The sequence below is a fragment of the Bhargavaea cecembensis DSE10 genome, assembly GCF_000348905.1.
Classification (GTDB): domain Bacteria; phylum Bacillota; class Bacilli; order Bacillales_A; family Planococcaceae; genus Bhargavaea; species Bhargavaea cecembensis.
Window position 1 is genome coordinate 97,426 of the sequence record NZ_AOFT01000005.1, and the last position, 19,570, is coordinate 116,995.

The following is a 19,570-nucleotide window of genomic DNA, read 5'->3' on the forward strand; positions in this document are numbered from 1 at the left end:
ATTCTACATATTCCCTGATGCGAGAACGAGCAGTTTGCGGAGGATCCGGAGCGTCTCTTCGGAAAAACGGTCGATCGAATCCGCCGACACCGACCGGCTGCCGAACATCATCCTGAACAGTTCCTGCTGGCGCGCGGTTGCCGGTGCCGATGAAAGAAACAGATGAATGACCGTGATCCCCTGCTTTTCCGCTTCCCTGACGGCTTCTGCCGTATCGACGATTCCGTTCTGTCCGTACCCGAATGCCGATGGTTCCCCGTCCGAGAACACGAGAAGGAACCGGTGGGCCTCGGATCGCTGAAGCAGCCTGGAGGTCATCCAGCGGACGGCAAAACCGTCCCGGTTGTCATCCCCGGCTTCAAGAGACAGGATCCTTTCCCCGTTGTCCTTTCCGTCATCCCGGAACCGGTGGAGCCACTGGAAGGTATTCGGCTGCCGTGTTTTGGTCGCGGCTGCCGAGTCTTCCTGGTAGACCGCAATGCCATGGGCCGTTTCCAGAGATCGCAGAATGTCATGAAACAGGAGGACTGCTTTTTTCGTTTGATCCAGTTTATCCGCCATCGACCCCGATCCGTCCACCAAAAGGCCGAACACGGCATCCAGCCGCTTGGACGGGCTCTGCTTCCGGTAAAACGGACGGGGACGCTCATGAAGCAGGACAGACACCGGATTTTTGGACAATCGCCCCTTCGGCAGCCCTTCCCTCCTCTCTTCTCTTTTTCTCTCGATCCGCTTCTGCATCTCCTTGACGATCGCCCGTACATGCGGGGCTGATTCCTCACGCCATCTCAGGATACGATCACGGGCTTCGGAGCTGTTGTCCGCCTCTGCAAGCAGTTCCCTGAAAACCACCGATTCATTTGCTGAGCCAAATCCTTCGGCATTCGTCCAGGTGCCCGCCTCAGGGGCTGTCGCTTCGCTGCCCGCCTCGTGCGCAATCCCTGTGCGTTCGTCGGCGGACGACTGCCCGCGTCCCGTCGAAGTGGCCTCTGTCCCTTCACGGCCTTCTCTCGCGCCCGTGCCGTCACCTTCCCCGATCCGCCCGTGTTCAAGTTCGTAGTTCAGATGCATGCCTTTCTCGGACCGGTTCGCGGCGTGCCAGGTCGAAAACAATTCCCCGACCGACTCCTTCTCGCCCGCCTCCCCTTTTTCGCGATCCTTTGTTCCCCGGTGATAATGGAAGTCGGGTTTCGGGCCGGTGAGTCCGTCTCCTACCGCATAATAAGAATGGCGGAGATCTTCTTCCAGCCGGCCGTATAGCAGCGGGGCCAATCTCTCTGCCAAACCGACCGAGTCAGCCGTCGAGCGGGCGTCGAACACGCCAAAGAGTACCGGATCAACAAGCTCCGACAGCTCCCCTTCGGATGCATCATACCGGTCCGGGATTCCGTGAATCACCGCATATAAGTGATTAAACAGTGCATCCGCCCGGAATCCCCTGCGGAGATTGACCGGCTGCTGGCCCGTATGAAACTCACCGTACAGCCGCCTCCTGAGTGCAAAAGCGGCATCCGTGCCGGGCCGTTCGGCAATCACGGCGTCTGTAATGCGGAGCTCTTCGAACAGCAGGACAGCCGAACGGAGAAATTCACGGAGCGGATGATCTTCAGTTTCGGAACGATATTCCCGCCAGGCAGCAAGGTCAAATCGGGACCAGAAGCCCGCCGCCAGCAGATAAAGGTCGGAAAGCCGTCCCTGTTCAGTCACTCCCGGATCCCTGTGCCGCCAAAAAACACTCATGGCCAGTTCATTGGATGCGGGATGGAACTCAATGTGCTGCCTTTCGGTCACGCCGAGTTCAGCCATGCCGGTGAGCGCGCGTGCAAGGCGCTCCAGCCTGAGCCTCTCCCCGGCGTCAATCAGTTCGTCGTTAAAGTCGATAAACCGGTTAATCGATGTCATCACGCATCACCGGATCCACGTGGCGGCCAGATCCATGACAAGCTGCCGCTCTCCCGGGTCTTCGAGTTTCTCTGCGATGGCATAGCGCACAGCACGTTCAGGCCCCATATGAAGTGCCAATTCGGCGGCATCGATCAGGCTCCTGATTGATGCGGCTTCATCGGCCAGAAGCCCGTTTTTCGCCTGATCTTTCAGATCCTCCGAGATGTTCAGCATCGTCGTGATCAGTGTCCGGGGGGCATCAGGGAATTCCCTCTCCAGCAGCGCCTTGGATTGTTCTTGTCCGAGATAAGGCACCTGGAAAGCGATAAACCGGTTTTTCAGCGCTTCGTTCATCGGAACCGTCCCGACATAGCCCTCGTTGATCGCGGCGATGACAGTGAAGTCGGGATGGGCATGAATGACTTCACCGGTGAACGGGTTCGTCAGCATCCTGCGGTAGTCGAGCACGCTGTGCAGGATTGGCAGGGTCTCGGGCTTCGCCATATTAATCTCGTCAATATAAAGGATATGTCCCTCCTTCATCGCCGTCACAACCGGCCCGTCGACAAAGTCGATCACCGTATCCCCGTCCTGCCGGATGATTGTCTTGAACCCGATCAGCGATTCGGCATCGAGGTCCACGGAACAGTTGACCTGATGCATCGGCTGGCTGAAAAAAGCCGACACAGACTCCGCAAGTTTCGTCTTACCGGAACCTGAAGGGCCTTTCAGCAGCACGGGGCGCCGGATGACCACCGCTGTGAGCACATCCTCCCACAGATATGCATCCGGAGCCACATAGCCCCCCTGCCCGATCAGTGTCGCCTCGTCAGCGGGATATGCCCTGCCATTCCGTTCTTTTCGCTCTTCTTCGATGATTGCGAGCATAAACAGTCCTCCCTCAACAAAAGGCCCGGCGGTTTTCCCGCCGGGGCTCCGGATCATTCAAAATACGTTTTATAGAAACCGCCGACTTTGCCCGTGTTGTCCGTGACAAAGATAAATTCATCGGTCTCGTTTTTCACTTCGTATTCCTTGCCCGGTGTCAGAACATTCGACACCAGATACTTTTCCGCGTCCGTATGCTTGCACGTCACTGTGCGGATCGCCGGCGCGTCTTTCCACTGCTTAAAATCCATCGGCTGCCGCCTCCTTATCATGGTTCCATTATAGACAAAATAGGGACCTGTTTTCAATGATGCAGGAGGAGTGGATCAGGAAAAGTAATGGAACTCATGTTTATGGGTGTCGCGGTTTCGTCTTTCGAGTGAGAAGTTTCGTCAATCACGGCTCCGGTTTCTGCATTCAAGCCCACATTCTCGTCATTCGCCCTACCCTAGCTCTCCAATGACGAGATGATCCGGTGGAATGACGAAATCAGAATGCCGAATGACGAAACTGAAAAGGCAAATGCCGAAATCGCAACAGCTAATGGCTATGCGAAATCAAGAAGTTGACGGACGGAATAAAGGACTCACTGTTCGAGTACGAACCTTTGAAAAGAAGAACTCACCGTTTTTCATTTTAATAACTCAATTTTGTAGGAACAATTATTGGTTGCCACAATATGCCGTATGGCGAATTGAAGCGGGAACCCGCAAAGGAAATCTAGAGGATGACCTTGAAAAGAAAAAACTGCAGACAAAGGAGTCACACTCACTTTGTCTGCAGCCTGAAACGCCTCAAAAAGAGGCGTTTTTATCATGATCCAATCAGGAACCGAGGAGAAGGTCTTCCGGGTTCTCGATCATTTCCTTGACGGTCTTGAGGAAACCGACGGAGTCTTTGCCGTCGATGACACGGTGGTCATACGAGAGCGCGACATACATCATCGGGCGGATTTCCACGTTGTCGCCGACAGCCACAGGGCGCTTCTGGATGGTGTGCATACCAAGAATCCCGACCTGTGTGCCATTAAGGATTGGCGTGGAGAAGAGCGATCCGAAGACGCCGCCGTTTGTGATCGTGAACGAGCCGCCGGAAAGGTCCGACAGGGCAAGTTTCTTGTCGCGTGCCTTTGTCGCAAGATCCGCGATATCTTTTTCGATCTCGGCAAAGTTCTTGCGGTCTGCATCACGCACGACCGGTACGACGAGGCCTTCTTCGGTGGAAACCGCGATGCCCACGTCATAGTAGTTCTTGAGCAGGAGGTCTGTGCCGTCGAGCTCGGAGTTCACATACGGGTATTGCTTAAGGGCAGCAACGACCGCTTTCGTGAAGAACGACATGAAGCCGAGGCGTGCGCCGAACTTCTTCTCGAACTCGTCTTTTTTGCGCTTGCGCAGTTCCATGACGTTGGTCATGTCGATTTCGTTGAAGGTAGTAAGCATCGCCGTGTTCTGGCGGACTTCCAGAAGACGCTTCGCGATGGTCTGGCGACGGCGCGACATTTTCTCGCGAGTTACGCGGCCCGATTCTTCGTCCGAAGACACAGCCGGTGCCGCAGGCTTGGCAGCCTGTTGCTGAGGCGCCTGCTTAGGCGCCGCGGCAGCCGCTTCGACGTCCTGGACGCGGACGCGGCCCATCGGGTCGACCGGTGTGATCGAAGCGAGGTCGATGCCTTTTTCTCGTGCAAGCTTGCGTGCAGCAGGGCTGGCGATCGTGCGGTCCCCTGCGCCTGCTTCTTCGCTTGCTTCCACAGATGCAGCAGGAGCTGCCTGCTGCTCTTCTTTTTTGGCTTCAGGAGCCGGAGCCGCTTCCGCTGCAGGCTTCTCTGCCGGTGCAGCAGCTGCGCCGGAACCTTCGCCGACAAGGGCGATGACCTGTCCGACTTCAACTGTGTCGCCTTCCTCGGCGAGCAGTTCCTGGACAACGCCCGCTTCTTCGGAGATGACTTCAACGTTGACTTTGTCAGTTTCGAGTTCGACGATGAATTCGCCTTTGTCGACTGTGTCGCCAGGCTGTTTCAGCCACTGGGCGACCGTACCTTCCGTGATGGATTCTGCAAGTTCTGGCACTTTGATTTCTGCCACGGTGGATTCCTCCTTATGATCAGGTAAATCTTAGGATTTGCTCAGTGCTTCATTGATGATGCGGTCCTGTTCGATCTTATGGGACTTGCCGTCGCCTTCCGACGGGCTCGAGCGGCGGATCCGGCCACAATAGCGAACCGGCTTCTCTCCTGCAAGTTCCCGTACAAACGGTTCTGCAAACGACCAGGAGCCCATATTCTTCGGCTCTTCCTGTACCCAGACGAATTCCTTCACGTTCGGGAAGCGCGCGATGATCTCTGCAATGCGATCGGACGGGAACGGATACAGCTGCTCGACACGGATAATGTGGAGCCATTCATAACCTTCGCCTTCCTTGACCTGCTCGGCAAGGTCGATCGCCATCTTGCCGCTGGCAAAGGCGATGCGCTCAACCTTCTCCGGCTCATTGCCGAGGCCAGGCTGTTCAATGACCGTCTGGAACTTGCCGGACGTCAGGTCCTCGATATCCGCGCCGACAAGCGGATGGCGGAGAAGGGACTTCGGCGACGTAATGACAAGCGGCCGGCTGATTTCTTCACCGAGATGCTCTGCCTGGCGGCGGAGAATATGGAAGTAGTTCGCGGCGCTCGAGAGGTTGGCGACTGTCCAGTTGTTTTCTCCGGCAAGCTGGAGGAAACGCTCAAGGCGAGCACTGGAGTGCTCAGGACCCTGTCCTTCATAACCGTGCGGAAGAAGCATGACAAGCCCTGAAGTCTGGCCCCACTTGGAGGCGCTCGAAGAGATGAACTGGTCAAACATCATCTGTGCCATGTTGGCAAAGTCGCCGTACTGGGCTTCCCATAGGACGAGTGCCTTCTTGTTCTCAAGCGTGTAGCCATACTCGTAAGCCACGATCGATGCTTCGCTCAGCGGGCTGTTGTAAACAACGAAGGATGCATTCGCGTCACTGATATGGTGGAGCGGCACAAGTTCCTTGCCATCCTTCTCGTCATGGAGAACAAGATGACGATGTGCGAATGTTCCGCGCTGGGAATCCTGTCCTGTCAGGCGGATCGGGTGTCCGTCCTGCAGAATCGAGCCGAATGCAAGTGTCTCTGCATGTGCCCAGTCGATTTTGCCCTTGCCGTTGAACGGTTCTTCACGGCGCTTCAGGATGCGGGAAAGCTTCTTGAAGACATTGAAGTCTTCCGGGAAGTTCAGAAGTTCTTCGTTCATCTTGCGGAGGCGGTCTTCGGATACACCGGTTTCCACTCCAGGATAGCCGGCCATGATGGCTTCAGGAGTGCTGTTGTCCGTTGTTTCTTTCTTGGACGTCTCTTTCACTCTGTCATAGGATTCCTGGAACAGCGTGAAGGTGTCTTCGTCGAGCTTTTCGACCTCTTCAGGCTTGACGATGCCTTTCTCGGACAGTTCCTTGCCGTACAGTTCGCGGACTGTCGGATGCTGGTGGACCCTGTGGTACATCATCGGGTTGGTCACAAGCGGTTCATCCATCTCGTTGTGGCCGTAGCGGCGATAGCCGACGAGGTCAATCAGGATGTCCTTGCCGAACCGGTTCCGGTATTCGAATGCGAAACGGGCAATGGCGATAACCATTTCCGGATCATCCGCATTGACGTGAATGACCGGCACCTCATAACCTTTGGCAGGGTCCGAAGCATAGCGGGTCGAACGGGAATCATAGTATTCGGTCGTGAAGCCGATCCGGTTGTTCGCGATGACATGGATCGAACCGCCCGTCTTGTATCCCCGGGTGCGGCTGTAGTTCATCGTCTCCATATTGATGCCCTGGCCTGCGAAAGCAGCATCCCCGTGCACAAGTACGGCAAATGCATCTTGCTCATTCAGTTCCGGTGTGCCCGGACGGGTTGTGTCTTCCTGTGCGGCACGTGTCTGGCCGGTAATGACAGGGTTGACGACTTCCAGGTGTGACGGGTTGTAGGCCAGTTTGACTTTCAGGCCGTCAGGAGCCGTGTAAGTGGCGCCCATGTGGTATTTCACATCACCGAACCAGCCGTGCGTCAGTTCAAGGGAGCCGTCATCAGGAATGAACGGATCTTCATCGAGACCGGCGAATTGCGCCAGCATCACTTCATATGGCTTGTTGAGAACATGTGTAAGGACGTTCAGCCGGCCGCGGTGTGCCATGCCGATCAGCACTTCCTTCATCTTCTCCTCATGTGCGCTGCGCACAAGCTCATCGATCAGCACGACAAGAGAATCAAGACCTTCGATGGAGAAGCGTTTCGCACCGACGAATGTGCGGTGGATAAACTTCTCGAAGCCTTCGACCTTTGTCAGACGGTCGAGCAGTTCACGGCGCTGGCTGTCATCCAGCCCGGGGCGCACTTTGCCCGATTCGATGTAGGAACGCAGCCATTTGCGCTCTTCAGGATCGATGACCTGTGTGAATTCATAGGCTGCCTTTCCGGTGTAGATGCGCGTCAGATGATTGATGGCCTCAAGGCCGTTCGATACGCCTTCCGGTACCTGCTCATGGAAGAAAATCATTGCCGGCATCGCCACGAGATCCGCCTCGGTAAGCCCGTACGCGGACGGAACAATCCGTGAATTGTCCAATTCCCGGTCCTTCAGCGGGAAAATGTTTGCTGCAAGATGGCCGTTCTGGCGGATGGAATCCGCAAGTTGTGCCGCCGCAACGATTTTCCCGAACTGTGCCGGGGAAGCGCCTGTTGCGGATTCGGCCGTGCCGGAAGCATTTTCCGCCAGCACCGGTGCGCCGAAGCTTCTGAAAAGTTCCGCTAAATCAGGATCAACCTGATCAGGATCGTTCTGGAACAGGTCATACTGTTCCATCACATACCCCAGGTTCGGCCCGGAGAAAGATCCCCAAGGCGAACCGGGAGCAGCAAAATTGTTTGACATGTAGAATACCCTCCACTTTTTACGCTGGCATCGTCTACCTCTATTGTAATGGTCCGAATCAATTTTAGCATGCCGTTTCTGGCACTGAAAGCAAACGGCATATAGGCAACGCCTGCGTTTTTGTCCAACTCAATCTTACTACTGTGCCGACAAAATACAATCTTTTTTTACAAAAAAACAAGGCGCGTCCGATGTAAGCGGATACACGCCTTTAGAATACCGGAAAACCAATGAAACTAAACATCCTTACAAAGAATTCATCCATTTCCCTGGGAGTGGGAGAGGATCAGAGAGGCCATCTCTCCGGGGGTTTTCGGCGGCTCGGCCTGCTCCATCTTGAGGATGATTCCCTGTGCCCGATCCTGCAGTAAATGAACGGAATCAAGGAACGATTGGCGGCCGACTTCCTCTTCCTGCAGCACAACGGCGAAGCCGGATTTTTCAAACAGCCCGGCATTCAGGATCTGGTCCCCCCTGCTCTTTTCTGCCGAGAGAGGGATAAGAAGCATCGGCAGACGCAGTGCAAGAAACTCAAAAATGGAGTTTGAGCCTGCACGTGACACGACGTAATCAGCAGCTTTAAGCAGATGTCTCAGCTCATCCGTGACATATTCAAACTGGGCATAGCCTTCCATCTGTTCCAGTGCCGTGTCAAAATGCCCCTTGCCGCAGAGGTGGATGATATCCGCCGTTTTCAGGAGCTCCGGCAAACTGGACCGGACCGCTTCGTTCAGGACCGCGGATCCCTGGCTGCCGCCCATGACAAGCAGGACCGGCTTCCTGCCGGAAAAACCGGCAATTCTCATCCCTTCATCCCTCGAGCCTTCGAACAGTTCCTGGCGGATGACCGGGCCTGTACAGGTCGCTTCCGCTTTCCGGACATGCGGCACCGTTTCCGGGAAAACCGTGAACACATGATCGGCAAACGGCATCGCCAGCTTATTGGCAAGGCCGGGCGTGACATCGGATTCATGAATGACCACCGGGACCCCCGCCATTCTTGCGGCCAGGATGACCGGCACCGAAACAAATCCTCCTTTAGAGAAAATCAGGGACGGTTTCAGCTTCCTGATGATCCTGTAAGCCTGAAGCACACCCGCTCCGACCTTGAACGGATCGGTGAAGTTCTTCATCGAAAAATAACGGCGCAGCTTCCCGCTGGAGATTTCGTAATAAGGAACCGACGGAAACGATCCGGTGATCAGTTTCTTTTCTATTCCGTCACGGGACCCGATATAATGGACATCGTAGCCCTGTTCAGATAGCGACGGAATGATCGCCTGGTTCAGAGAAACGTGTCCGGCCGTGCCGCCGCCGGTGAGGATGATGTTCGGTCGTGTCATGCTAATTCCCTCAATTCGTTTACAGTGTTTCATACATATGAACGCATTATCTATCGTAACACAATTGAATGCAAGTATCTTACAGACCGGAGGTGAGGCAGGATGGAAACACGCAGGCCGCTCCGACTGAAAGCGGGCACGATGGCCAAGGTCGTCGGGCCGATCCTGGTCACGCAGGTGGCCATGTACTTGATGACGTTCTTCGATATCCTTATGACCGGCCGCTATGACTCCGAACACCTGGCCGGCGTCACGATCGGCTCTTCCTTTTGGAACCCCGTTTATACAGGATTGGCAGGGATTCTTTTATCCGTAACGCCCATTGTCGCCCAGTCGATCGGTGCCGGACGCAGGGAGGAAGCACGTCCCACTGTGCAGCAAGGGCTGTATATCAGCGTTGCGCTGTCCGCAGTGGTGTTCGTCTTGCTGCAGATCGTCATCCGCTATGGGCTCGGCCAGATGCCGCTTGAGGGACAGGTTCAGCAAGTTTCTGCGGGCTACCTGACCGCAATGAGTTCCGGGCTGGTCCCTCTGTTCGCCTATACGGTCATCCGCTCTTTTATCGATGCCCTCGGCGCCACACGGGTCACAATGGTCATCACTCTTCTCTCTGCGCCAATAAACATCCTTCTGAACTGGCTGTTCATCTTCGGCAAGGCCGGCTTCCCCGAACTTGGCGGAGTAGGAGCAGGAGTCGCCTCCGCTATTACTTATTGGCTGATCTTGGCGATCGCACTCTTTGTTACACATTCGAAACGGCCGTTCCAGCCATACCGGCTATTCCGCGGATGGGAACGCATTTCCCTTCCCCGCTGGAAGGAAATCATCGTTCTCGGCGTTCCGATCGGCATTTCGATCTTTACTGAGACGAGCATTTTCGCAGTCGTCACACTCTTTATGAGCGGCTACTCGACAGAAACCATTTCCGCCCACCAGATTGCACTGAACTTCACGTCTCTTCTATACATGGTCCCGCTCAGCCTGTCGATGGGCGCGACCATTCTCGTCGGACACGAAGTGGGTGCAGGCAGGTGGAAAGAAGCGAAGGAGTACAGCTGGCTCGGAGTCGGAATGGCGATTGTATCCAGCCTGGTGTCCATTTTTATACTTGTGACGTTCCGGGACGGAATCGCTTCGCTGTATACGCAGGATGAGGCCATTATCCGGCTTGCCGTCCAGTTCTTTATCTTTGCGGCGTTCTTCCAGTTGTCGGATGCCGTACAGGCACCCGTACAGGGGGCGCTCCGTGGCTATAAGGACGTGAATGTCACGTTCATCATGGCAATTATCTCGTACTGGGTCATCGGACTTCCGGTCGGCTACCTGATCGCCAACAACACGGAACTCGGACCGTTCGGCTACTGGATCGGACTGATCACCGGACTGACCGCAGGGGCGATCACTCTGTCAATCCGTCTTCTTTTGATCCAGAGGAAAAAACAACGAACCTTGACCGCTTAGTTATGGGCACTCAGAAAACCCACGGAGCATCGTCTCCGTGGGTTTTTATTGGCGGCAGGGAGAGATTGGAGCGTCCCATCAGTTCATAATCCCTGTCCGCTTGATTGTTATATTGGCATCGGCCTTGATATCCAGTTCCGAAAAGGTTTCGTTCCAATCGCCTTTTTTCCAAAGATCCTGATGGAACGCACGCACCTCATACCCGAGTCCGATGGCATCGCTGCCGGTTTCCTGCAGGATTTCCAGCAGGTTCTCCATATCGGCTGTAATGTGTTCGGATAATTGCTTTTCGATTTCTTGTATACGATCTTTTTCTAATACCGCACCATGCGGAAACTCTTCGATCTCCACTTCAATGTCATAGGACATATTGACCTGGTCCCCTTTGATGTCCCAATTCTTATTGCCGTTTACATATTCGATGGTCATGAAAAATTCTTCGCCTTCCACTTCCACTTCATAAGTCCCTCTCAGGAACTTGCCCGTGTTTTGCTCCATGATGGCCAGTATCTTGCTTTCGCTGGTGGTGAGCATCGTTCCGGTGGCGGATTTCCCTTTAAACAATGCAGTTCCCGCAAGTTCCGGATGTCCGGATTCTTCACCGATTTTAAGGACCGGGAGCGCCAGGTCCTTATCCTCGGCAAAAAGCAATGTACAGACTTCCTGAAGATCGTGGTTCACAGAGAGCGAGTATTCATCGCTCGTCTTCAGCAGGTGTGTAATAAAGTCAGGCACATTACTCCCGATTCCTTTTGTGTTATTTTGAGTCATGAAAGCTTCCATGTCTCCCTGGACAAGAGCCACATTGCTGGTAAGCCTGTTGCGGGGTGTCCTGTACAAATTATCCAGGGAATCATACAGGTTGTCTCCTGCAGTTTCCTCAGATATCAATAGAACTTCAAGCTGAGAAATGTCGATGACTTCGCTTGTCCTGACATTGATCTCATTTTTCGCATCGGCAAACGAATAACCCTTCGCTTTTGCAGTCAGATACTCAACCTGATCGTCGGTGTGCGAGGGAAATGAGAAATGGATTGTAACATCGCCCTTCTCCCCTTCGATTCCGATCAGCGTCACCACCTGAAGGTCGCGGAAGCTTAGCTGGTCCCAGCATCCAGCAAGTAGCGGAATACAGAGCATGAGGCAGATGGTCAACTTGTTCATGCCGGCTTCCCCCCCCTTTTCTTGCCGAAAACCCTGTTAACCATGATGACCAGAAACGGCAAGGCGACTGCAAAAAAGAGATGGGCATATAAAAGGAGACTGCCGCTCAGGCGCACGGTCTCTTTGGTCGCCAACCGTGAACCGACAGCCAGAAGCAGGATACAAAACACGGCTGCGTTTCTCGTACGGCGTTTCTTGATTTTTTCGGGCAGCAGCCGCATGACCGAGAATGCATAAATCCCCATAGCGACAAATGACCAGGCCAGCCAGATATAAACGAACAGCAGATCGAGCCGCTCCATAAATGCGACATCCTGGGACTTCAGCATATACATGATCGGTTCAGAGATCAGCTTAAATTCTTCCAATGCAAAATACACCATCGGTATAATCAGCATCTGCAGAAAAAATAACAGCCAGATGCCGCTGTACACAGCAAGTTTCCACGTACTCAGCTTTCCCGGAACAAATGTTCTCAACAGCAGAAATAGCTCAATTCCGATAAACGGCAGCTGAGCCTTTATCGAGCCTCTTTGAAGTTCCTGCAGACTGGCTTCTCCTACAGGAAAAAGGTTGGTCCAAACCGCATGATTAATCCCCATATAAACGAACAGCATAAACAGCAGAATCATCGGAATCAGGATCACGCCGATGTTGACGGTTGTTTCATCTCGGCTGCTCATCATATAAAAGAGAACAATGACGACCAGTGCCATGATGACGATGGCAGGTGTCTTTGGATACGCCCATACATTCAGCGTATATCCGATGTAACCCAGAAAGCTTGCCATGACGAGAAACCAGTATACCCCATATAAAAATGCGATCGGGCCGCTCCATTTAAAATCCTGATAAAATCGGTTAAACAGCCAAAGATGAGGAAGAATGAGCAGGCCCTGGGCCAGAAACAGCCACCAGGCATCACGGCCTACAGCGTTGACCATGAGCGACTGGAATGAAACGAACACCGTGCCGGTCATTGCGATAAACAGCATCAGAAACAGTTGGAGAGATGTGATGTGAAGTTTCATTTCGCCTTCTTACCCCCCAACCGGAAAAATGGCTGCTGCCGGTCCGGCCGGTAGTAGGGAATCCGGAAGAACACATCCCTAAAACGGGTTGGATCAAATGGGATCACCGGTGTCAGATACGGCTGCTTCAGAGATGACAGGTTCAGCAAGTGGACAAACAGGATCAGAGTTCCGATCAGCATACCGAAAAATCCGAATGTGGCAGCCAGGACCATGAACGGAAAGCGGAGCATCCGGATCACCATATTCAGCTCAGGAGACGGGACGACAAAACCTGCAATGGCTGTCATCGCGACGACAATCACCATCTGGTTCGAGGCAAGCCCTGCACTCACAATGGCGTCCCCGATCACAATCCCTCCGACAATCGCCACGGTCTGCCCGATCGGTTGCGGCAAACGAATGCTCGCCTCTCGGATCAGTTCAATAAACAGCTCCAACAGCAATGCCTCGAACACAGGCGGGTACGGAATATCTTTTACACTGGCCTTGACCTGATTGGTCAGCTCGACGGGAAGGATTTCCGAATGGAAGCTCATTACCGAAATATAAAAAGAAGGCAGCAGGATGGCGAGGAAAAAAGCCAGCAGCCTGACCATCCTGTAAAAGCTTCCTACAAGCACACGGCTCGTATAGTCATCAGGCGATTCATAAAATGTGAACAGATTCACCGGTCCAAGCAGAACCGTGGGTGAACTGTCTGTGAAAACCGCAATCTTGCCTTCCAGGAGGTTATATGTGACCCTGTCCGGCCTCTCTGTAGTCAGGAATTGCGGAAATGGCGACAGGATCCGGTCCTCGATATAATCCTCCAGTTGCCCCGTTGAGTAAAATTCCTTGTAAGGAATTTTTTCCAGCCGGCCGCGGAGTTCCTGTACGACTTCGGGCGCAGCCTGGTCTGCCAGATAGACGATGTTGATTTTGCTGACCGTTTTCTCCATCTGGAAGCTTTCCACCACCAGATCGGGCCGTTTCAATTTGTTCCTGAGCAGGCCGACATTTGTATTGAAGTTCTCGACAAAACCCAGATGTGCACCCCGGACGACCTGTTCATTGACCGGTTCATCCGGCGACCGTTCAGTGACCTTGACAGCCTTGATTTCAAGCATGAGGTTGGATTCGGAAAAAATCAGAACAGCGCTGCCTTCACAAATGGCTGCAACGAGCCTTTCCTTGTGAAAGGCTTCGACTGACGTGGAGGCACTGCTGCCCCATCCGTTCGTGCCTTGCTCCACCCTTTCCTCGAGAAGCCTCAGTTGCCTGCCCACCATCTCGGCATCAATCATTGTCGAGTAAAAGCAAAGAAAGGCTTTCACGCCGGCCACTTCGACTTCTTTCACTATAAAATCAGCGGAGTTTTTAAATTCATTTTTTATGATCTGCATCGTTTGACCGTCCATGAATCGAATCACCCCTTCCCGTCAGTATCAGCCGCGGGAATATCGTTTTATTCACAATCCTGTACGGGCCATCCGAACCGTTGCGGCACAAGAAAAAGAGCACCCCGGCCAGGGTGCTCTTTCTGTGTCATTATTTCTGGATGAACATCTGTGTCCAGTAGTGTCCATTCGAGTCATAGCCGATCCCGATGTGCGTGAATTCAGGAGTCAGGATGTTCTGGCGGTGGCCAGGCGATTCCATCCAGCCTTTCACGACTTCTTCAGGCGTCCGCTGACCCATGGCGATGTTCTCAGCGGCTTTTTTGTAGCTGATGCCGGCTGCTTTCATCTGGTCGAACGGGGAGCCATGGACCGGGCTGGTGTGCGAGAAGTAATTGTTCTGGCGCATGTCTGCGGATTTTACACGTGCCGCATCCATCAGCTTGGCATCTGCAGCCAGCGGCTGGAGGCCGGCTTTGGCACGTTCTGCGTTTGTCAGGTCAAGGACTTTCTGTTCAACTGCGCTCAGGCCGGCAGTCTGCTGTGGTGCTTGCTCAGTCGGCTCGGCAGATGGCTGGGACGGTTGCTGAGGAGCAGGTGCCGGGGCAGGTGCCGCAGGCTTTTCCGCTACCGGCTTTTGCTCTGCAGGTTTTTCAGGAGCCGGTGCAGGCTTTTCCTCTTTAGGCTGTTCCGGTGCCGGAGCCGGGGCAGGTTTTGGCTGTTCCGGTTTTTCCTCTTTTGCAGGGGCTTCCGGCTTGTCTGTTTCCGGCTTTTCCTCAGCTTGCACCGGAAGTTTGATGCCGTACTCTTTCAGGACTTTTTGGATTAGGCTTTGGATGTCCAGCTTGGACAAGTCTTCGCTGTTCAGGCGGATGACTTCCCCGGCTACATATGTATGCACGGACACACCTTCCACGTTGATCTTCTGGAATTGTTCGTTTTCAGTTGTCTGCTGTGCTTGCGCAGTGATGCCCGGCGTCAGAAGCGCCGCGCTCATAGCGAGAACGGAAATCGTTTTTTTCATTCTCAATTCCTCCCTTCGGCACCATCGTACACGAAGGCAGGGATGCATATCGTTCCAGCACTTTCCTCCATGACCAGCCATCCCCCCGGCCTATGAAAATAGGCGTCCCGCCAATTGATTCATAGGAAATCTCTAGCAGGACGCCCGACTATTTCATTTTATGTGCTGTTGACATCAGTGCATCAGGGACCGGTAAAAGCCGATCAGGATTTCCTGATCTTCATCAGGGAGTGCAGAAGTGCGGATACGTTCCTGAATCTCCGCAAACTTGGCCTCACGGGTTTTTCTCAGTCTGGGATGGGTCAGCCTGTCCGCCAGCTCATCTTCGGCAAGAGAGCGGATTTCCGGGACGGACGATGCCTGCAGTGCGGCCGCCCTCCCCTTCCACAGCTTCCGGTACACCGAGATCAGGCGCTCCTGGTCATTCATCGCCTGCACCCGGCACGCGTATTCCGGAGAGCCCTTCCCCGATCAGGACGAGGTTTGCCGGCATGTTCATGTATTCAGGAATCCACTGGACCATCCCGTACGCATATTGGAACAGAGAGGGATACTTTTTCCCTTCCAGTGGTACATAGCCTTTCATCCGGTACACCGTCTCAGGCAGTGTCCGGATCCAATCCTCGAAATGATCACGGCTGACCGGTCTGCTGAATGTCACAAGACGTGTGCCGATCGGGAGATGGCTTCCGATGCCCGCCTTTTGTACAGAGGTTCCGGACGGCTGTTGTGCCATGCTTCGGAGTGCCGAAAGCGGCACCCTGCTGTTTACGGTTTCAACGATCCGGGCACCGGGGTTCAGCGATTGGATGCCCATGACGGCTTCCGCCTTCCCGGAATCCGTGAGCAGGTCGCTTTTGTTCAGCAGGATGAACCCGGCATGACGGATCTGCTCAATAAACAGCATGCGGACCTGTGGCGTCATGCTGTCCGAGGCAAGGTAACGCTTTCCGTCCGCCACGGTGACGATTCCCTTCACATCTAGCTTGTCGCCGAACAGCGGTGAATGGACGGCATCGAGAACTTCCACGGGATGGGCTGCCCCGGTCGTTTCGATGAAAATGATATCGACATTTTCATGGAGAAGGGCCTGCATCTGGGACTCGGTCTTTTCTGAGCCTGTGCAGCAGATGCACCCGTTCAGGATTTCCTTTAAAGGAACGCCATCTTGCACTGCGTCCGAATCAAATGCCAGTTCACCGAGCTCATTCATGATGACGCCCGGTTTCAGCCCTTCTTCTTTTGCCTGCCGGATCAGCCACGTCAGCATGGAGGTTTTTCCGCTCCCGAGAAAGCCGCTCAGGATAAATACTTCGGTCATGTCAGTCATCCTTTCAATGAAACGGGCGGAATCCAAATGGACTCCGCCCGCCGCAATCATTTCAGTTGTTCATGGAGAATCTCCGACGCTTTCTTCAGCATCGGATCATCGGTCTCGATCTTTTCCCGGAGCTTGTCCATGAGGGCGAATGTGGTATCCCCTTCAAGGACGCCGCTTTCCTCGAGGCCGGCGTCCGCCTGGAGGCCGCGGACCGCTTCTGCCGTCGCTTCATCAAAGACGCCATCCGCTTCCCCCGGATCGTGTCCGACCGCTTCCAGCATCTGCTCGGCGGAAAGGATCGTCATTGACGTATCCCCGTCCTGCATCGGCGTTTTCGGATCGATATACGGAAGCTTCACGTACTCGGGATAGGCGACAGGATCCGTCGGCTCGATCCCTTTTTCGTGGATCCAGTTGCCGTCAGGCGTCAGCCATTTGGCGGTGGTCAGTTTCAGGTTGGAGCCGTCCTGGAAGTCCTGCGGCGATTGGACAGTGCCTTTGCCGAACGATTTCTCGCCGACGCTCCGGATGCCTGCGGACTCCATCAGCGCGCCCGCCAGGATTTCGGATGCAGAGGCGCTGCCGCCGTCAATCAGCAGGACGACCGGCATCTTCACTTTGGTCCCTCCGGACGCATAGGTGATCTGCGGCTTCTTGCCCTTTTCCTCGATCTGGAACAGGCCCTCGCCCTCTTCGACGAAGAGGTTAGAGATCTCGATCGCAGTACTGAGGAGTCCGCCGGGGTTCTGCCGGACGTCGATCGCCATTGCCTTCATGCCCTCTTTCTCCATGGCTTCAATGGCTTCCAGCAGCTCATCGAATGTGTTTTCCGAGAAGCTGGTGATCTGGATGTGGGCGACTTCATCGTCCGCCATCTCGGCATAGACGGTTTCAATCGGGATGACGTCACGTGTGATGGTCACATCAATCGGTTCTTCCAGTCCCGCACGCTCAATCTGGAGGGTGACGTCCGTTCCTTTCTCGCCGCGGATCAGCGTCACCGCCTCGGTCGAGGACTTGCCCTGGAGGCTCTCGCCGTCCACGGACAGGATCACGTCATCCGGCTGCAGATGCGCTTTTTCCGCAGGGGAATTCTTGATCGGCGAAACGATCATGATCTTGCCGTTCCGCTCCTGGATTTCCGCACCGATGCCCTCAAAGCTTGAGGAGATGCTTTCGTTCAGGTGCTGGGCTTCCGTCTGGTCCAGATAATCGGAATAAGGATCGCCCAATGCATCGACCATGCCGTTGATCGCGCCGTTCACGAGCTCTTCGTCTGTTACATCCTCAAAATACTGCTCTTTCACTGCGTCATATGCATCATAAAGCTTGTCGAACTCGCCCCGGTCGGATTTCGGCGAGACCACCTCGACCACTTTGTCCTCTCCGACCGTCAGTGCGAAGAATGTCACGCCTGCCGTCAGGAGGACGAGGCCGAACATGAGCATCAGAAGGAAAAACGGCTTGATGCGCAGGTAACGCCCCGCGGGTGCCTGCTGTTTTTCCTCCGGACTGTCACTGTTCCGGCTGTTATTGTTTTCATCCATGTTGTTTCACCACTTTCAACCGAAGGCCCGCTGCCGATGCGGCAGGCCGATATGCGGAAAAGACTGCCACCGTCCGATGGCAGTCAGTCCGGGTCATTCCTGGATGGCCGCATCGAGGGCGACTTCGATCATGTCGTTGAATGTCGTCTGCCGCTCCTCGGAGGATGTTGCTTCGCCAGTCAGGATATGGTCGCTCACCGTCAGGACGGAAAGCGCCTGGCGGCCGAACTTCGCAGCGAGCGTATAAAGTGCTGCCGATTCCATTTCCACTGCCAGCACGCCGTAGTCCGCATATTTTTTGTGATCGGAATCCTCACTGTAGAAGAGATCTTCCGTAAAGACATTGCCGACTTTCAGGTTCAGCCCTTTTTCACGGCCTGTTTCGTAAGCTTTCAGCAGGAGATCGAAATCTGCCGTCGGTGCATAATCCATTCCCTTAAAGGTGATCTCGTTAAATTTGGAGTTCGTGGACGCGCTTTGGGCGATGATGACGTCACGGACCTTTACGTCCTTCTGGATCGCGCCGCATGTGCCGACACGGATCAGCTTCTGTACATCATACTCCTGCATCAGTTCAGTGATGTAGATGGAGATTGACGGTATGCCCATCCCTGTACCCATTACGGAAACCCGCTTTCCTTTATAGGTTCCCGTATAGCCGAACATGTTCCGGACTTCATTGAACTGCACGACATCTTCCAGGAATGTTTCTGCAATGTACTTCGCACGGAGCGGATCGCCCGGCAGTAGGATTGTGTCGGCAATTTCGCCTTTTTTTGCATTAATGTGGATACTCATCTGACTAAACCCCGCTTTCACAAATTCTTTTCCATCATATCGTGTTTTGGGACCGCCCGCAATCACAACACCGGCGCCCGTCATAAACGGACGCCAGTTCTCAGTCGCTCTCCATGTATTCTTCCCACAATTCATCAAAAACACGCGATGGCATGTCCGGGTCCGCCCGCTCTTCAAGATAGCGGGACAGCGGGTCGAATCCGGTTTCCGTCTTCGGGAACTCATGGTCCAGAAAAGCCGCTTCCGCGAATAACGCACGCGGATCGCTTTTCTGGCCTCCCCTGTGGGACATGAGGTATTGATAGAATGTCCGCCTCACCGGAACACCGCCTTCCAAATAGGTTCATAAACTGCCGGATACAGGCTTACTCACCGAACAGCTTCAGATAATCACCGTAGCCTTCCTCTTCCAGCTTGTCCTTCGGCACGAATCGGAGGGCTGCGGAATTGATGCAGTAACGCAGCCCGCCCGCTTCTCTCGGGCCGTCAGGAAAGACGTGGCCGAGGTGGGAGTCTGCAGTTTTGCTCCGGACTTCCGTGCGGCGCATTCCATAGCTCGTATCAAAGTGTTCCGTGACTTCAGTGTCCTCGATCGGTTTCGTAAAGCTCGGCCACCCGCACCCCGCATCGTACTTGTCTTTTGATGAGAAGAGCGGCTTGCCCGAGACGATGTCGACATAAATCCCTTCATCGAAATGGGCATCGTATTCATTCTGGAACGGCGGCTCGGTGCCGTTTTCCTGGGTGACTTTATACTGCATCGGCGTCAGTTTCTGCTTCAGATCTTCTTTGTTCATCC

At 54.3% G+C, this 19,570-nt stretch carries 18 protein-coding genes; 2 read left to right on the top strand and 16 right to left on the bottom strand.

The window, feature by feature from the left end:
* Positions 1–3: 3 nt before the first annotated feature.
* The 3 genes from C772_RS06295 to C772_RS06305 are packed head-to-tail and all read right to left on the bottom strand — an operon-like array spanning position 4 to position 3,023.
* A complete protein-coding gene (locus C772_RS06295; RefSeq protein WP_008298371.1) occupies positions 4–1,902 on the bottom strand; it encodes a vWA domain-containing protein in 1,899 nt (632 codons plus the stop codon).
* A 6-nt stretch (positions 1,903–1,908) separates the two neighbouring features.
* Positions 1,909–2,772, bottom strand: a complete 864-nt coding sequence (locus C772_RS06300; RefSeq protein ID WP_008298373.1) for an AAA family ATPase — start codon at positions 2,770–2,772, stop codon at positions 1,909–1,911.
* Positions 2,773–2,825: 53 nt separating this feature from the next.
* A complete protein-coding gene (locus C772_RS06305) occupies positions 2,826–3,023 on the bottom strand; it encodes a DUF6501 family protein (RefSeq protein ID WP_008298375.1) in 198 nt (65 codons plus the stop codon).
* 250 nt (positions 3,024–3,273) lie between these two features.
* Here C772_RS06305 and C772_RS06310 point away from each other — a divergent pair, with 250 nt between their 5' ends.
* Positions 3,274–3,591, top strand: a complete 318-nt coding sequence (locus C772_RS06310; protein ID WP_035001652.1) for a hypothetical protein — start codon at positions 3,274–3,276, stop codon at positions 3,589–3,591.
* A gap of 5 nt (positions 3,592–3,596) precedes the next feature.
* On the opposite strand, the gene odhB is transcribed toward C772_RS06310, so the two are convergent.
* The 3 genes from odhB to C772_RS06325 all read right to left on the bottom strand — a co-directional run bounded on the left by odhB (position 3,597) and on the right by C772_RS06325 (position 9,046).
* Positions 3,597–4,856: a 2-oxoglutarate dehydrogenase complex dihydrolipoyllysine-residue succinyltransferase gene (gene odhB, locus C772_RS06315; protein ID WP_008298377.1), complete on the bottom strand. Its 1,260-nt coding sequence runs from the start codon at positions 4,854–4,856 to the stop codon at positions 3,597–3,599.
* 30 nt (positions 4,857–4,886) lie between these two features.
* Positions 4,887–7,703 carry a 2-oxoglutarate dehydrogenase E1 component gene (locus C772_RS06320; RefSeq protein WP_008298379.1) on the bottom strand — a complete coding sequence of 939 codons (2,817 nt, stop codon included), beginning with the start codon at positions 7,701–7,703 and terminating at the stop codon, positions 4,887–4,889.
* Between the two features lie 257 nt (positions 7,704–7,960).
* Complete coding sequence (locus C772_RS06325) at positions 7,961–9,046, bottom strand: undecaprenyldiphospho-muramoylpentapeptide beta-N-acetylglucosaminyltransferase (RefSeq protein ID WP_008298381.1); 1,086 nt, start codon at positions 9,044–9,046, stop codon at positions 7,961–7,963.
* 102 nt (positions 9,047–9,148) lie between these two features.
* Between C772_RS06325 and C772_RS06330 the strand changes: the two genes are divergently transcribed.
* A complete protein-coding gene (locus C772_RS06330; protein ID WP_008298382.1) occupies positions 9,149–10,507 on the top strand; it encodes an MATE family efflux transporter in 1,359 nt (452 codons plus the stop codon).
* Between the two features lie 78 nt (positions 10,508–10,585).
* Here C772_RS06330 and C772_RS06335 read toward each other — a convergent pair whose 3' ends face one another.
* The 10 genes from C772_RS06335 to msrB form a co-directional block, all read right to left on the bottom strand.
* Complete coding sequence (locus C772_RS06335) at positions 10,586–11,671, bottom strand: Ger(x)C family spore germination protein (RefSeq protein ID WP_008298383.1); 1,086 nt, start codon at positions 11,669–11,671, stop codon at positions 10,586–10,588.
* Complete coding sequence (locus C772_RS06340; RefSeq protein ID WP_008298384.1) at positions 11,668–12,702, bottom strand: GerAB/ArcD/ProY family transporter; 1,035 nt, start codon at positions 12,700–12,702, stop codon at positions 11,668–11,670. The genes C772_RS06335 and C772_RS06340 overlap by 4 nt, the downstream gene beginning before the upstream one ends.
* A complete protein-coding gene (locus C772_RS06345; protein ID WP_008298385.1) occupies positions 12,699–14,087 on the bottom strand; it encodes a spore germination protein in 1,389 nt (462 codons plus the stop codon). The genes C772_RS06340 and C772_RS06345 overlap by 4 nt, the downstream gene beginning before the upstream one ends.
* Before the next feature lie 145 nt (positions 14,088–14,232).
* The gene (locus C772_RS06350) at positions 14,233–15,105 is read right to left on the bottom strand and encodes a CAP domain-containing protein (protein WP_008298386.1); all 873 of its coding nucleotides are present in this window, start codon (positions 15,103–15,105) and stop codon (positions 14,233–14,235) included.
* 174 nt (positions 15,106–15,279) lie between these two features.
* A complete protein-coding gene (locus C772_RS06355; RefSeq protein WP_051059411.1) occupies positions 15,280–15,534 on the bottom strand; it encodes a hypothetical protein in 255 nt (84 codons plus the stop codon).
* Positions 15,527–16,426, bottom strand: coding sequence for a CobW family GTP-binding protein (locus tag C772_RS06360; RefSeq protein WP_035001686.1), 900 nt, complete (start codon positions 16,424–16,426; stop codon positions 15,527–15,529). The genes C772_RS06355 and C772_RS06360 overlap by 8 nt, the downstream gene beginning before the upstream one ends.
* Positions 16,427–16,482: 56 nt before the next feature.
* On the bottom strand, positions 16,483–17,973 hold the full coding sequence (locus tag C772_RS06365) for a lmo1851 family serine protease (protein ID WP_008298390.1): 1,491 nt from the start codon (positions 17,971–17,973) through the stop codon (positions 16,483–16,485).
* Between the two features lie 93 nt (positions 17,974–18,066).
* On the bottom strand, positions 18,067–18,771 hold the full coding sequence (deoD, locus tag C772_RS06370) for a purine-nucleoside phosphorylase (RefSeq protein ID WP_035001687.1): 705 nt from the start codon (positions 18,769–18,771) through the stop codon (positions 18,067–18,069).
* Positions 18,772–18,871: 100 nt separating this feature from the next.
* On the bottom strand, positions 18,872–19,090 hold the full coding sequence (locus C772_RS06375) for a YozE family protein (RefSeq protein WP_008298392.1): 219 nt from the start codon (positions 19,088–19,090) through the stop codon (positions 18,872–18,874).
* Between the two features lie 46 nt (positions 19,091–19,136).
* Entirely contained in the window at positions 19,137–19,568 is a 432-nt protein-coding gene (gene msrB, locus C772_RS06380; protein WP_008298393.1) for a peptide-methionine (R)-S-oxide reductase MsrB, read from the bottom strand.
* Between the last annotated feature and the right edge of the window lie 2 nt (positions 19,569–19,570).

Bases quoted from the DNA above. Each gene is read 5' to 3' on its own strand.
- C772_RS06295 (WP_008298371.1), bottom strand. From the start codon at position 1,902: ATGACATCGATTAACCGGTTTATCGACTTTAACGACGAACTGATTGAC.
- C772_RS06300 (WP_008298373.1), bottom strand. From the start codon at position 2,772: ATGCTCGCAATCATCGAAGAAGAGCGAAAAGAACGGAATGGCAGGGCA.
- C772_RS06305 (WP_008298375.1), bottom strand. From the start codon at position 3,023: ATGGATTTTAAGCAGTGGAAAGACGCGCCGGCGATCCGCACAGTGACG.
- C772_RS06310 (WP_035001652.1), top strand. From the start codon at position 3,274: ATGACGAAACTGAAAAGGCAAATGCCGAAATCGCAACAGCTAATGGCT.
- C772_RS06320 (WP_008298379.1), bottom strand. From the start codon at position 7,703: ATGTCAAACAATTTTGCTGCTCCCGGTTCGCCTTGGGGATCTTTCTCC.
- C772_RS06325 (WP_008298381.1), bottom strand. From the start codon at position 9,046: ATGACACGACCGAACATCATCCTCACCGGCGGCGGCACGGCCGGACAC.
- C772_RS06330 (WP_008298382.1), top strand. From the start codon at position 9,149: ATGGAAACACGCAGGCCGCTCCGACTGAAAGCGGGCACGATGGCCAAG.
- C772_RS06335 (WP_008298383.1), bottom strand. From the start codon at position 11,671: ATGAACAAGTTGACCATCTGCCTCATGCTCTGTATTCCGCTACTTGCT.
- C772_RS06340 (WP_008298384.1), bottom strand. From the start codon at position 12,702: ATGAAACTTCACATCACATCTCTCCAACTGTTTCTGATGCTGTTTATC.
- C772_RS06345 (WP_008298385.1), bottom strand. From the start codon at position 14,087: ATGCAGATCATAAAAAATGAATTTAAAAACTCCGCTGATTTTATAGTG.
- C772_RS06350 (WP_008298386.1), bottom strand. From the start codon at position 15,105: ATGAAAAAAACGATTTCCGTTCTCGCTATGAGCGCGGCGCTTCTGACG.
- C772_RS06355 (WP_051059411.1), bottom strand. From the start codon at position 15,534: ATGAATGACCAGGAGCGCCTGATCTCGGTGTACCGGAAGCTGTGGAAG.
- C772_RS06360 (WP_035001686.1), bottom strand. From the start codon at position 16,426: ATGACCGAAGTATTTATCCTGAGCGGCTTTCTCGGGAGCGGAAAAACC.
- C772_RS06365 (WP_008298390.1), bottom strand. From the start codon at position 17,973: ATGGATGAAAACAATAACAGCCGGAACAGTGACAGTCCGGAGGAAAAA.
- deoD (WP_035001687.1), bottom strand. From the start codon at position 18,771: ATGAGTATCCACATTAATGCAAAAAAAGGCGAAATTGCCGACACAATC.
- msrB (WP_008298393.1), bottom strand. From the start codon at position 19,568: ATGAACAAAGAAGATCTGAAGCAGAAACTGACGCCGATGCAGTATAAA.